Genomic DNA, 12738 nt, shown 5'->3' with positions numbered 1-12738 from the left:
CATTCCACGGCGCGCGGCAGCCAGACCCAGACACGGCATGGACGCTACGACCGGCACGCCTGACGACGAGCCGGGCCTGCCCGGGTTTCCAGCGCCCCCCGCCGCGGCGACGCCCTACCGGGTGCTCGCCCGAAAGTATCGCCCGACCAATTTCGGCGACCTGATCGGCCAGGACGCGATGGTGCGGACCCTCGCCAACGCGTTCGCGGCCAACCGCATCCCGCAGGCCTGGATGCTCACCGGCGTTCGCGGCGTCGGCAAGACCACGACGGCGCGCATCCTGGCCCGCGGCCTCAACTACGCCCGCGCCGGACAGCCCGACACCGGCCCGACCGTGTCGATGCCGGAACTCGGCCTCCACTGCGCGGCGATCATGGAATCCCGGCACATGGACGTGCTGGAGATGGACGCCGCCTCGCATACCGGTATCGACGACGTCCGGGCGATCATCGACGGCATCCGCTACGGGCCGGTCTCGGCGCGCTACAAGGTCTACATCGTCGACGAGGTCCACATGCTCTCCGAGAAGGCGTTCAACGCCTTCCTGAAGACGCTGGAGGAGCCGCCGCCGCACGCGAAGTTCGTGTTCGCCACCACGGAGATCCGCAAGGTCCCGGTGACGATCCTGTCCCGCTGCCAGCGATTCGACCTGCGCCGCGTCGAGGCGCCGACCCTGCACGCCCATCTCGCAAAGGTCTGCGCGGCCGAGGGGGTCATCGTCGAGGACGAGGCGCTGGGGGCCATCGTGCGGGCCGCGGAAGGGTCCGTGCGCGACGCGCTCTCGCTGCTCGACCAGGCGATCGCCCACGGCGCCGGCACGATCACCGCGCAGAGCGTCCGCGACATGCTGGGCCTCGCCGATCGCGCCCGGATCCTCGACCTGTTCGAGGCGGTGATGCGCGGGTCGGTCCCGGCCGCCTTCGCGGAACTGCGGGCGCAGTACGATTCCGGCGCGGACCCGTCGGTGGTGCTCTCGGATCTCGCGGCCTTCACGCATCTCGTCACCCGGCTCAAGGTGGTGCCGGAGGCGGCCGCGGACCCGACGCTCAGCGAGACGGAGCGCGTCCGCGGGGCCGCGTTCGCCGACAAACTCTCGATCCGCGCCCTGTCGCGGGCGTGGCAGATCCTGCTGAAGGCGATTCCCGAGGTCCAGGCCGCGCCCCGGCCGCTCGCGGCGGCCGAGATGGCGATCGTGCGCCTCGCCTACGCGGCCGATCTGCCGACCCCCGACGAGGCGCTGCGCCAGCTCAGGGCCGAGGCGGCCGCGGCCCCCGCGGACGAGGCCCCGGCCGTGTCGGCCCGGCCGCCGCTGCCGCCGATCCCCGACCTGCGCGGCGGCGGCTCCGCCGCGCTCGCCGCGGCACCCCGCACGGCAGCCGCGGACACCGCCCCGGTCACGGCACCCGTGGCCGCGCCCGTCGCCGTGAACGCGACCGCGAGCGTCGCCATGAGCGCGCCCGTCGCTGCGCCGGCGCCGAGACCGGCGCCCGTGACACCGCCGACGCCGCGCCTCGGACGGTTCGAGGACCTGATCGCGCTGGCGGACGCCAACCGGGACATCCTGCTGCGGACCGCCCTCGAGCGCGACGTCCACCTGGTGCACTTCGAGGAGGGGCGGATGGAGTTCCGCCTCGCCTCCGGAGGCCGGTCGAGCCTCGCCACCGACATCGCCGCCGCCATCGAGCGGTGGACCGGGCGGCGCTGGGTGGTGGCCCTGTCGAAGGACGAGGGCGCCCCGACCCTCGACGCGGCGGCCCGGGCCGCCACCGAGACCCGCCGGGAGAATGCCGCCGCCGACCCCTTCGTGCGCGAGGTGCTGACGCGCTTCCCCGGGGCCGAGATCGTCGACGTGCGCGAGACCGCGCCCGAGGCCCTGCCCTCCGCCGAGCAGGAGATCCTCGGGGAAGGCGATGCCGCGCGGGTCGGCGAGGTCGAGGACGACGACGCCTGACGCGGCGCACGGTGGCGCCCGGGCCGGGCCATACCCAGATCAGACGGAAGAACGGAAAGAGAGCCGCATGCGCGACCTGATGGGCATCATGAAGCAGGCTCAGGCCATGCAGGAGAAGATGGCCAACCTGCAGTCCGAGATGGACGCGACCGAGGTGAGCGGCGCCTCCGGCGGCGGCTCGGTCCGGGTCACCATGACCGCCAAGGGCCAGATGAAGGGCGTCAGCATCGACCCGTCGCTGATGGTGGCGGACGAGCGCGAGATCCTGGAGGACCTGATCGTGGCCGCCTGCAACGACGCCCGCGGCAAGGCCGAGGCGACCATGCAGGAGCGCATGGCCGAGCTGACGAAGGGCCTGCCGCTGCCGCCGGGCATGAAGCTGCCCTTCTAGGCTGCAGGTCCGACGGAACGGTCGAATCCGTCGTCTTCGCGAGTGCGGCGGAGCGATCCGGCAGCGCCGCGCTCGTCGAGGACGCGCTGCCCTGGACTGCTTCGTCGCGCTCGCGAGGACGGGGAGGAACGGGCGGCCCTGCGAGCCGCCCGTCCGATCTTCAGGCCGCGATCGCCTGCGCGGTCGGCCCGGCAGAGCGCACGTCGGCGTCGACGTGGTCCTCGAACCGCTTGAAGTTGTCGTCGAACATCTTCACCAGCCGCGCGGCCGTCTCCACGAAGGCACCCTTGTTGGCCCAGGTCTTCACCGGGGTCAGGATGTGCGGCTCGACGCCCGGAACCGAGACCGGCACCGCGAAGCCGAAATACGGGTCACGCCGGAACTCGGCCTGCGCCAGCGAGCCGTCGAGGGCGGCGCTCAGCAGGCGGCGCGTCACGCGGATCGGCATCCGCCGGCCGGTGCCGACGCCGCCGCCGGTCCAGCCGGTGTTGACCAGCCAGCAATCGACGCTGTGCTTGGCGATGAGGTCGCGCAGCAGGTTGCCGTAGGTGCTCGGGTGCCGCGGCATGAACGGCGCGCCGAAGCAGGTCGAGAAGGTCGCCTCCGGCCCGGTCAGGCCGCGCTCGGTGCCGGCCACCTTGGCGGTGTAGCCCGAGAGGAAGTGGTACATCGCCTCGGCGCCGGTGAGCTTGGCGATCGGCGGCATCACCCCGAAGGCGTCGCAGGTCAGCATCACGATGTTCTTCGGATGCCCGGCCCGGCCCGTGGCGCTCGCGTTGGCGATGAAGTCCAGCGGGTAGGCGCAGCGGGTATTCTCGGTGAGCGACGCGTCGTCGAAGTCCGGCACGCGGGTGACCGGGTCGATGATCACGTTCTCCATCACCGTGCCGAAGCGCTCGGTGGTGGCGTAGATCTCCGGCTCGGCGTTGCGCGAGAGACGGATCGTCTTGGCGTAGCAGCCGCCCTCGAAGTTGAAGATCCCGGAATTCGACCAGCCGTGCTCGTCGTCGCCGAGCAGCTGGCGGGAGGAATCGTTCGACAGCGTCGTCTTGCCGGTGCCCGAGAGGCCGAAGAAGATCGCCGAGCCGCCCTCGGCGTCGAGCGCCGCGTTGGCCGAGCAGTGCATCGGCATCACGCCCTGCCCCGGCAGGATGTAGTTCAGGTAGGTGAAGACCGACTTCTTCATCTCGCCCGCGTAGGCGGAGCCGCCGATCAGCACGAGCTTCTTCGAGAAGTCGATGGCGATCACGGTCTTCGACCGGCAGCCGTGCCGGGCGGGATCCGCCTGGAAGCTCGGCAGGTCGATGATCGTCATGTCCGGCACGTAGGACGCGATCTCGGAGCGGTCCGGCCGGATGAGCAGGTTGCGGATGAACAGCGAGTGCCACGCGAACTCGGTGAACACCCGCGCCTTGACCCGGTAGGCCGGATCGGCACCGCCGTAGAGGTCCTGGGCGAACAGCTCCCTGCCCTCGGCGTGCTTCAGGAAGTCCTGGCGCAGGGTCTCGAACTGCTCGGGCGTGATGGCGCCGTTGTTGTCCCACCAGACCTCGTTCTCGGTGCCAGCGTCGCGGACCACGAACTTGTCCTTGGGCGAGCGGCCGGTGTGGCTGCCGGTGGTGGCGACGATCGCGCCCCCGCGGGCGAGCTGCGCCTCCTTGCGGGACAGGGCCTCCTCGTAGAGGCGCGGGGCCTCGAAGTTCCAGTGGACGGCCTTGAGGTCGCGGAAGCCGGCCGCCTCGGCGCCGTGGGCCGCGTTGTGATCACCGATGTTGGTCAAGATCGTATCTCCCGGGCCCCTGTTCGACCGTCGACGCGACTGAACCGGACGGCACCGCCGTCCGGGCTTGCCCGGGAGACGTCCGTGCGGTCGTACAGGACCGCCGCACGCAGGATCTCCGTTCCCGGCCGCTCACCTCCCCACTCTCGAGTAGGTGGCGAAGCTTCGCTGTCATAAGGGGCCCCGCCGGGAGCCCGCAACGTGTACAAACAGGTTAGACCACAGTCGTGGACTCAGGAACCCAAGTCTGTAAGCAGTTCCGTTCGTCGGGCAGCATAATGCCACCGGCGGAGCGGCTTCGGAATACCCATATACCACACAAGCGGGTACTCACCCGTCCCCGGACCCTTGCGCGGCGCCCGCCGCCGTCTATGCCCGTCCGGATCCGAAGCCCCTTCCTCGCCCCAGAGGCACGATGCCCCAAGCCGTCGCCGGCCCCGAGATCGAGCGCCTGATCCAGCTCCTCGCCCGCATGCCGGGCCTCGGACCGCGCTCGGCGCGGCGGGCCGCCCTCCAGCTCATCAAGAAGCGCGACACCTTGCTCGGGCCCCTCGCCGACGCGATGCGGGTGGCGGCCGACCGCATCGTCGTGTGCACGAGCTGCGGGAACGTCGACACCTCGGACCCGTGCACGATCTGCCGCGACGCCGAGCGCGATCCGACGACGCTCGTGGTGGTGGAGGACGTGTCCGACCTCTGGGCCCTGGAGCGCTCCGGGGCCGTGAAGGCGCGCTATCACGTGCTCGGCGGCGTCCTCTCGGCGCTGGACGGCGTCCGGCCGGAGCACCTGAACCTCGCGAGTCTCGTGGAGCGCGTGGCCCGGCCCGAGGTCACCGAGGTCATCCTGGCGCTCAACGCCACGGTCGACGGCCAGACCACCGCCCACTACGTCACGGAGTCGATCCGGCACTGCGACGTGAAGGTCACGCGCCTCGCCCACGGCGTGCCGGTCGGCGGCGAGCTCGACTACCTCGACGAGGGCACGCTGTCGGCGGCGATCCGCAGCCGGACGGCGTTCTGAGGGTCGGCGACGGGGCACCAACCGGTATTTGACCGGTCCACGGCCGCATCCTATTCGACGGGGAGCCCGGACCCGTCCCGGCGCCTTCCCTGCCGGTTCCTGCCATGACCATCCGCCCGCTCGTCATCCTTCCCGATCCTGTCCTGCGCCTGGGCTCCGAGCCGGTCGGGCCGATCACCGCCGAGATCCGCACCCTCGTCGCCGACATGTTCGAGACGATGTACGACGCCCCCGGCGTCGGGCTCGCGGCGATCCAGATCGGCGTGCCGAAGCGCGTCGTCACGATCGACACATCGAAGGAGGAAGGAGTCCGCGACGCGCGGGTGTTCATCAACCCCGAGATCGTCTGGTCCTCGGAAGAGAAGCGGGTCTACGACGAGGGCTGCCTGTCGATCCCGGACTACTACGCCGAGGTCGAGCGGCCGGACCGGGTGCGGGTGAAGTTCCGCGACCTCGACGGCAAGGAGCGGGAGATCGAGGCCGACGGCCTGCTCTCGACCTGCATCCAGCACGAGATCGACCATCTGAACGGCGTGCTGTTCATCGACCACCTGTCTAAGCTGAAGCGTGACCGGGTGATCAAGAAGTTCACCAAGGCGGCCAAGCGCGACGCGGCCTGATCCGGCCATGCGCGTCGTCTTCATGGGCACGCCGGACTTCGCGGTACCGACGCTCGCCCGGCTTGCGCAGGACGGGCACGACATCGCGGCGGTCTATACCCGCGCGCCCGCCCGGGCCGGCCGCGGCATGAGCCTGCGCCCCTCGCCGGTCCACGCGCTGGCCGACACGCTCGGCATCCCGGTCCTGACACCCGCGACGCTCCGCACGCCCGAAGCCGCCGAGACCTTCGCGGCGCACCGGGCCGACGTCGCCGTGGTGGTGGCCTACGGGATGCTGCTGCCGCAGGCGATCCTCGACGCGCCGAAGCACGGCTGCCTCAACCTGCACGGCTCCCTGCTGCCGCGCTGGCGCGGCGCGGCGCCGATCCAGCGCGCCGTGATGGCGGGCGATGCCGAGAGCGGCGTCGGCGTGATGCGGATGGAGGCGGGCCTCGACACCGGCCCGGTGGCCCTGGAGGCCCGGCTGCCGATCGCGCCGGGCATGACGGCGGGGGCGCTGCACGACGCCCTGATGCCGCTCGGCGCGGACCTGATGGCGCAGGCGCTCGCCCGGCTGGACGCGGGCACGCTGACCTTCACGCCGCAGCCGGAGGACGGCGTCGTCTACGCGCACAAGATCACCAACGACGAGGCGCGGATCGACTGGTCCCGGCCGGCGGCTGAGGTCGCGAACCGGATCAACGGGTTGTCGCCGTTCCCCGGCGCCTTCTTTGAGGTCGATCTCGGCAAGGGACCCGAGCGGGTGAAAGTGCTGCGTGCCGCCCTCGCCGAGAGCGCGGGTTCGGGCGCGGGCGCGCCGGGCACGCTGCTCGACGCCGAAGGCACCGTCGCATGCGGGGACGGTGCCGTGCGGCTCGTGGAGCTGCGCCGCGCCGGGAAGGGCGGAAGCGCGAGCGGGGCCGAGTTCGTCCGCGGCGCGCGGCTGGCGCCCGGCGCCCGCCTCGGCTGATGCCCCGCTACAAGCTCGTCATCGAGTACGACGGCGGCCCCTTCTGCGGCTGGCAGCGGCAGGCCGACGATCCCACGGTCCAGGGCGCGATCGAGGCGGCCGTCACGCGCTTCTCCGGCGAGAATGCCCGGCTCACCTGCGCGGGCCGGACCGATGCCGGCGTGCACGCGATCCATCAGGTCGCCCATCTCGACCTCGCCAAGGACTGGCGGACCGACACGGTCCGGGACGCCCTGAACGCCCATCTGCGGCCGCAGCCGGTGGCGATCCTGTCCGCCGAGACCGTGCCGGACAGCTTCGACGCCCGCCACTCGGCGATCCGCCGGCACTACCGCTACCGTATCCTCAATCGGCGCAGCCCCGCGGCGCTGACGCGGGCTCATGTCTGGCACGTGCCGTGGCCCCTCGACGCGGACCTGATGCACGACGCCGCCCAGCGCCTCGTCGGCCGCCACGACTTCTCGGCCTTCCGGGCCGCCGAATGCCAGGCGAACAGCCCGATCCGCACGCTGGAGCAGCTCGACGTCGCCCGCGCGCCGATGGCGCTCCACGACGAGATCGTGGTGGCGACCGCGGCGCGCTCCTTCCTGCACCATCAGGTGCGGGCGATGGTCGGCACGCTGATGCTCGCCGGCTGCCGTCGCCTCGCCGCGGACGACGTGGCCGAGATCCTCGCCTCGGGCGACAAAAGCCGCTGCGGGCCGCTGGCCCCGGCCGCGGGGCTGACCTTCGTGGGCGTCGACTACGATCCCGGGAAATAGGCGTCGAGCACGCGCCCGTAGATCGCGGTCAGCCGCTCGAGGTCGGCGACCGCCACGCATTCGTCGACCTGGTGCATCGTCTCGCCGACGAGGCCGAACTCGATCACCGGGCAGGCATCCTTGATGAAGCGCGCGTCCGACGTGCCGCCGGTGGTGGAGAGCGTCGGCATCAGACCGGTCTCGGCCCGGATCGCCTCGGCGACGAGCGTCACGAAGGCGTCCGGCCGCGTCAGGAAGGCCGGCGCGTTCGAGGGCTGGAGGTCGAGGGTGAAGCGGACCGCGTTCCCGGCCGCCTGCTCCAGGCGCCGGCGGATCTCGGCGCCCAGGCTCTCGGCCGTCCAGTCGTCGTTGAAGCGGACGTTGAAGGTTGCCCGGGCGGTCGACGGGATCACGTTGGTGGCCGGATTGCCGACGTCGACCGTGGTGAATTCGAGGTTCGAGGCGTCGAAATGCGCGGTCCCACGATCCAGAGGCTCGGCGATCAGCGCCGAGGCGAGGCGCAGCAGGCCGGGAATCGGGTTCTCGGCCTTGTGCGGGTAGGCGACGTGGCCCTGCCGTCCGAGCACAGTGAGCTTGCCGGTCAGCGACCCGCGCCGGCCGATCTTGATCATCTCGCCGAGCCGGCCTGGGTTGGTCGGCTCCCCGAGGACGCAGTGGTCGAACCGCTCGCCCCGGCGCCGCGCCCAGTCGAGGAGCTTCACGGTGCCGTTGACCGCGGGTCCCTCCTCGTCGCCGGTGATCAGGAACGCGATGGAGCCGCCGAAATCGGCCCCGCGCCGGTCGAGGAAGGCGAGGGTCGCCGCGAGCATGCAGGCGACGCCGCCCTTCATGTCGGCCGCGCCCCGGCCGTACAGCATCCCGTCGGCCACGGCGCCCGCGAAGGGATCGTGGCGCCAAGCGCCCTCGCCCTCCGGCACGACGTCGGTGTGGCCGGCAAAGACGAGGCACGGACCGTTCTGCCCGATGCGGGCGTAGAGGTTCGGCGTATCGGGATAGCCGGGCTCCGCGAAGACCGGCCGCTCGATCGCGAAGCCGGCCGGTCGGAGCGCGTCGGCGACCACGTCGAGGGCGCCCCGATCTTCCGGTGTCACGGACGGGCAGCGGATCAGGTCCTGCGCGAGGCGCAGGGCCGCGTCGGGGGCGTGATGGTCAGCCGGCATGAACCCGTCCTCGGCGGCGCGAGGTGCCGCGCGGCCCGCTTAACCCGAAGCGGGCCGCCCCGGAACTCCCGACCCGGGCCCTACTTGGTGACCACGACCTGCACGTCGCCGTGGCGGCGCTGCACCGAGACGGTGACGTCGTCGTCGTAGCGCTGGAAGCGGATGTCCAGGCGCGAGCCGCCGAGCTTCACGTTGTAGAGCGTCACCCCGTCGAGGAAGCCCGGCAGGATCGGGTTCTTGAGCCGGACGCGGTTGCGCTCGTGGTCCAGTTCGAGGCCGAGGCAGGCCGCCAGGAACGCGAACGGCGCCGCCGCCGCCCAGGCCTGCGGGCTGCAGGCGACCGGGTACGAGACCGGGCCGCGCTGCTTGCGGCGCATGAAGCCGCAGAACAGCTCCGGCAGCCGCTTCTGGTCCTGGTAGAGCGAGGTGTCGAACATCCCCTGGAAGATGCGCGCGGCCTCGTGCTTGCGGTCGTAGCGCGCGAGACCCATCGCGATCAGCGCGTTGTCGTGCGGCCAGATCGAGCCGTTGTGGTAGGACATCGGGTTGTAGCGCGCCTCGCCCTTGGCGATCGTGCGCACGCCCCAGCCGTTGAAGCCGTCCTTGCACAGCAGCGTCTCGGCGACCCGCGCCGCCCGCTCCGGCTTGGCGATGCCGGTGAACAGGGCGTGGCCGGCGTTGGAGGAGCGCACCGCGCACTGCTTCTTCGCGCCGTCGAGCGCCAGCGCGTAGGTGCCGATCTCCTCGTTCCAGAACGCCGCGTCGAACCGCTCGCGCAGGCTCGCGGCCTCCTGGGTGAGCCGCTCGGCCATCGGGTCGTGGCCGAGGAGCGCCGCGAGCTTCGCCATGCCGTTCTTGGCCGCGTAGACGTAGCCCTGTACCTCGCAGAGAGCGATCGGGCCCTTGGCCAGGTGGCCGTCGGCGTGGAAGATCGAGTCGTGGCTGTCCTTCCAGCCCTGGTTCTCGAGGCCCTTGTCGGTGTCGCGGGCGTACTCGACGAACCCGTCGCCGTCGCGGTCGCCATAACGGTCCATCCATTCGAGCGCCAGTTCGAGGGCTGGCCAGATCGCCCGCACGGTCTCGAGGTCGCCCGTGACCGCGTAGTACTCCCAGGCCAGCATCACGAAGAGCGGCGTGCCGTCGATGGTGCCATAATAGTGCCGGAACGGCACCTCGCCGAGCATCGCCATCTCGCCGCGGCGGGTCTCGTGCAGGACCTTGCCGGGCTGGGCGTCGGCGGCCGGATCGACCGCCTTGGCCTGCGTCGAGGCGAGGTAGCGCAGGACGCCCCGGGCGAATTTCGGGTCGATCCACAGGGCCATCATCGCGGTGATGATGCCGTCGCGCCCGAACACCGTGGAGTACCAGGGGATGCCGGCGAACGGGTAGATGCCCTCCGGGGTTCGGCTCGCGAGCATGTAGAGGTCGGCCGTGGCCCGGCACAACCCCTCGTTGAACTGGTCGTTCGACGAGATGATCGTGGTGATGCCGGCCGTCAGTGCCCGCAGGTCCCGCCGCGAATCGCGGTAGGCGCGCGCGAAGATCGTCCCCTCACCGAGATCCTTCGGCTCGCGCCGGGCGCCGCCGGCATTGGCCGCCAGCGTGAGCCGGGCGGCCGCGTCCTCGCCGACCATCGTGTCGGTCGGCGGCTTGGTGAAGGCCCGGTGCGCCTCGAAGGTCACCCGGATGAACAGGGAGGTCCGGCCGCCCGGCGGGAGCGACACGTCGAACGCCACCTTGCCGGGCTCGATCGAATCGGGCTTCGGGCCGAAATGCAGGGACGTCGTCCGGACGATCTCGTCCAGGCCGACGTAGCGGAACTGCACCTCGCGGTCGCTCGCCACCAGGACGCCGCGCTTGCCGCGCTCCTGACGGTCGGTCCCGCGGACCTCGAAGAGGTCGCGGAAATCTGCGTCGAAGGTGACGGCGATGCGCAGGCGCCGGTGCTTCGAATCGTACGAGCGCAGGCCGATCCGGTCGTAGCAAGCGCCGCGGAACAGGAACTTGGTGCGCTCGATCGCGATCGTCTCGCGGGGGATCGAGGTCTCGTCGTGGGCGTCGATGCGGATGTCGGGCGTCGTCATGTCGACGCTGAGCGCGCCGTTATCGTCCTGCATCACTGAGGAGAGCATCAGCGGGCGCTGGCCCTCGACCGTCACCTCCAGGCGCGAGAGGTAGCGCGTGTCTTGGAAATAGAGGCCTTCCGGCCCGGGCTGGACGCCGATGTCGCCGTAGGAATCGAGGACGCCGAAGGCCTCGCCGAACTTCAGCGAGCGCAGCGGCCGCTCGACCAGGGAGGTCTGCGCCTCGATGTGGTAGGTCGGGAGGACGTCGTCCGCGTCCTGGAATCCGTGCGCCACGCTTCCGGCGCTCGCCGCGGTCCGGGCCTTCGCATCGTGGGCCGCTGCCGTGTTGTCCGCCGCCATGCAGGGCATCTCCGGGTGCAAGTGAGGGGTGCGAATCGAGAGGGCTGCTGCATCCCTACGATGCAGCAGCCCTTGTTCACCCTACGGATGAGTCGCCTTTAAGACGCTAGGCCGAGCCGGACCCGCCTCGCAAGCCCGGTGCCGTTTTTCAGGCCGGCATGGCGGCGACCGGGATCGCCGGTCGCGCGGAGCCGTTGACCTCGCCGTACTGCGGCATGAACCCGGACTTCGGCAGCTTGATCACGTCGGCGCCGCGGGCGAGCAGCTCCTCGTAGGCGGCCACGTACTTCTTCACCATGCACTCGGCGGTGAAGGCGCTCTCGAAGTGGCGGCGCACGCCGGCGCGGCTCATTGCCTTCACCTTGGCGACAGCGGCCACGGCGTCGTCCATGTTATCGCAGAGCACGCCGCCGACGCCGTCCTTGATGACCTCCGGCACGGAGCCGTTCCGGAACGCGATCACCGGGGTGCCGGCCGACATCGCCTCGATCATCACGAGGCCGAAGGGCTCCGGCCAGTCGATCGGGAAGGCGAGCGCCAGGGCGTTGCCGAGGAAGTCCTTCTTCTGCTCCTCGTTGATCTCGCCGATGTACTCGATCAGCGGGTGGTGGATCATCGGCTCGATGACCTCGTCCCAGTAATCCTGATCGGCCTTGTCGACCTTGGCGGCAATCTTGAGGGGAGTGCCGGAGCGGATCGCCATCTCGATCGCGCGGTCGGGCCGCTTCTCGGGCGAGATCCGGCCGAGGAAGGCGAGGTAGCCGCCCTTGGCCTCCGGGTAGTACGGGCAGTTCTCGGCCGGCAGGCCGTGATGGATCGTCGCCAGCCAGTTGGAGGTCGGCGGCATGGGCAGGCGCTGATTGTCGGAGATCGAGACCAGCGGCATGCCCGTGAAGGTCCGGTAGACCGGCATGAAGTCCGGCACGTCGAGGCGACCGTGCATCGTGGTGATGCACTTATGGTTCAGATCCTCGAACATCGGGTACTGAAGCAGGTCGATGTGGAAGTGCAGGATGTCGAATTCGTGCGCGCGGCGGTGCACCTGATGCAGCATCGCCAGGTGGCTGGCCGTGTGGTCCCGGTAGCCGAGCAGGCGCAGGCCCTCGGGTGTGCAGGCCGCGAGCTTGGCAGTCGTCTCGGAGTCACCGCTCGCGAACAGCGTGACTTCGTGGCCCTGGCGAACCAGTTCCTCTGTAATCCAGCTGACGACGCGCTCGGTGCCGCCGTAGAACTTCGGAGGGACGGCCTCCGACAACGGAGCGATCTGGGCAATGCGCACGAAGTGTCTCCTGGTTGGCCAATTTGACGGGGGGTCTAACCCTGCCGGCCTGAGCGGGACATGAATGAAACCGACGGCTAAGGTTATGGTTCCTGGCGCACCCGCTGTCCCCCGCCGTTTTGTGCGGCGCGCAAGCCGTCCCCGAATTCCCCCGAATCAGCACGGACGAAACGGCCGCTGCCCCGCCGGCTCGCCGGCGCGGGTGTCCTGCAGAGAAGCCCGGTCTCAGGGCTCGATACGCCGAAGCCCGGCGACGCGTTCCGTCTGATCTCGATCTCGTGCTCCGATCCGCGGGCGTTGCCGCCGCGTCAGCTTTCTGTCATAAGCCGCCCCGCGTCGAACCGCCCGGCCGATAGGGCTGCCGTGGCGGCTCGTGCTGCTCCACCAGAAGCATCAGCGC

At 70.7% G+C, this 12738-nt stretch carries 10 protein-coding genes; 6 read left to right on the top strand and 4 right to left on the bottom strand.

Going from position 1 to position 12738, the window contains the following annotated elements; genetic code table 11:
• The first annotated feature begins 37 nt into the window (after nucleotides 1–37).
• Together ACTJK8_RS19325 and ACTJK8_RS19320 are read left to right on the top strand one after the other, a co-directional pair.
• Nucleotides 38–1951, top strand: a complete 1914-nt coding sequence (locus tag ACTJK8_RS19325) for a DNA polymerase III subunit gamma/tau (RefSeq protein ID WP_440762367.1) — start codon at nucleotides 38–40, stop codon at nucleotides 1949–1951.
• Nucleotides 1952–2018: 67 nt separating this feature from the next.
• Nucleotides 2019–2342, top strand: coding sequence for a YbaB/EbfC family nucleoid-associated protein (locus ACTJK8_RS19320; protein WP_440762366.1), 324 nt, complete (start codon nucleotides 2019–2021; stop codon nucleotides 2340–2342).
• Between the two features lie 160 nt (nucleotides 2343–2502).
• On the opposite strand, the gene ACTJK8_RS19315 is transcribed toward ACTJK8_RS19320, so the two are convergent.
• A complete protein-coding gene (locus ACTJK8_RS19315; protein WP_012320091.1) occupies nucleotides 2503–4122 on the bottom strand; it encodes a phosphoenolpyruvate carboxykinase in 1620 nt (539 codons plus the stop codon).
• A 415-nt stretch (nucleotides 4123–4537) separates the two neighbouring features.
• On the opposite strand from ACTJK8_RS19315, the gene recR reads away from it, so the two are divergent.
• The 4 genes from recR to truA all read left to right on the top strand — a co-directional run bounded on the left by recR (nucleotide 4538) and on the right by truA (nucleotide 7473).
• Complete coding sequence (recR, locus tag ACTJK8_RS19310) at nucleotides 4538–5143, top strand: recombination mediator RecR (protein ID WP_012320092.1); 606 nt, start codon at nucleotides 4538–4540, stop codon at nucleotides 5141–5143.
• Between the two features lie 104 nt (nucleotides 5144–5247).
• Complete coding sequence (gene def / locus ACTJK8_RS19305; RefSeq protein WP_440762365.1) at nucleotides 5248–5763, top strand: peptide deformylase; 516 nt, start codon at nucleotides 5248–5250, stop codon at nucleotides 5761–5763.
• Nucleotides 5764–5770: 7 nt separating this feature from the next.
• Nucleotides 5771–6712 carry a methionyl-tRNA formyltransferase gene (gene fmt / locus ACTJK8_RS19300; protein ID WP_440762364.1) on the top strand — a complete coding sequence of 314 codons (942 nt, stop codon included), beginning with the start codon at nucleotides 5771–5773 and terminating at the stop codon, nucleotides 6710–6712.
• Nucleotides 6712–7473 carry a tRNA pseudouridine(38-40) synthase TruA gene (truA, locus tag ACTJK8_RS19295; RefSeq protein ID WP_043074038.1) on the top strand — a complete coding sequence of 254 codons (762 nt, stop codon included), beginning with the start codon at nucleotides 6712–6714 and terminating at the stop codon, nucleotides 7471–7473. Before fmt ends, truA begins: the two co-directional genes overlap by 1 nt.
• On the opposite strand, the gene dapE is transcribed toward truA, so the two are convergent.
• The 3 genes from dapE to ACTJK8_RS19280 all read right to left on the bottom strand — a co-directional run bounded on the left by dapE (nucleotide 7455) and on the right by ACTJK8_RS19280 (nucleotide 12338).
• Nucleotides 7455–8633, bottom strand: coding sequence for a succinyl-diaminopimelate desuccinylase (gene dapE, locus ACTJK8_RS19290; protein ID WP_029357743.1), 1179 nt, complete (start codon nucleotides 8631–8633; stop codon nucleotides 7455–7457). The genes truA and dapE overlap by 19 nt on opposite strands.
• 80 nt (nucleotides 8634–8713) lie before the next feature.
• Nucleotides 8714–11059 carry an amylo-alpha-1,6-glucosidase gene (locus ACTJK8_RS19285; protein WP_024829497.1) on the bottom strand — a complete coding sequence of 782 codons (2346 nt, stop codon included), beginning with the start codon at nucleotides 11057–11059 and terminating at the stop codon, nucleotides 8714–8716.
• A gap of 148 nt (nucleotides 11060–11207) precedes the next feature.
• Nucleotides 11208–12338 carry a glycosyltransferase family 4 protein gene (locus ACTJK8_RS19280; RefSeq protein ID WP_012320098.1) on the bottom strand — a complete coding sequence of 377 codons (1131 nt, stop codon included), beginning with the start codon at nucleotides 12336–12338 and terminating at the stop codon, nucleotides 11208–11210.
• Nucleotides 12339–12738: the final 400 nt, after the last annotated feature.

Source organism: Methylobacterium sp. 22177 (genome assembly GCF_052045615.1).
In the GTDB taxonomy this organism is placed as follows: Bacteria; Pseudomonadota; Alphaproteobacteria; order Rhizobiales; family Beijerinckiaceae; genus Methylobacterium; species Methylobacterium radiotolerans.
Note: the sequence above shows the minus strand (reverse complement) of the source record. Positions and strands in the feature narration are given on the sequence as shown.

Bases quoted from the DNA above. Each gene is read 5' to 3' on its own strand.
- ACTJK8_RS19325 (WP_440762367.1), top strand. From the start codon at position 38: ATGGACGCTACGACCGGCACGCCTGACGACGAGCCGGGCCTGCCCGGG.
- ACTJK8_RS19320 (WP_440762366.1), top strand. From the start codon at position 2,019: ATGCGCGACCTGATGGGCATCATGAAGCAGGCTCAGGCCATGCAGGAG.
- recR (WP_012320092.1), top strand. From the start codon at position 4,538: ATGCCCCAAGCCGTCGCCGGCCCCGAGATCGAGCGCCTGATCCAGCTC.
- def (WP_440762365.1), top strand. From the start codon at position 5,248: ATGACCATCCGCCCGCTCGTCATCCTTCCCGATCCTGTCCTGCGCCTG.
- fmt (WP_440762364.1), top strand. From the start codon at position 5,771: ATGCGCGTCGTCTTCATGGGCACGCCGGACTTCGCGGTACCGACGCTC.
- truA (WP_043074038.1), top strand. From the start codon at position 6,712: ATGCCCCGCTACAAGCTCGTCATCGAGTACGACGGCGGCCCCTTCTGC.
- dapE (WP_029357743.1), bottom strand. From the start codon at position 8,633: ATGCCGGCTGACCATCACGCCCCCGACGCGGCCCTGCGCCTCGCGCAG.
- ACTJK8_RS19285 (WP_024829497.1), bottom strand. From the start codon at position 11,059: ATGGCGGCGGACAACACGGCAGCGGCCCACGATGCGAAGGCCCGGACC.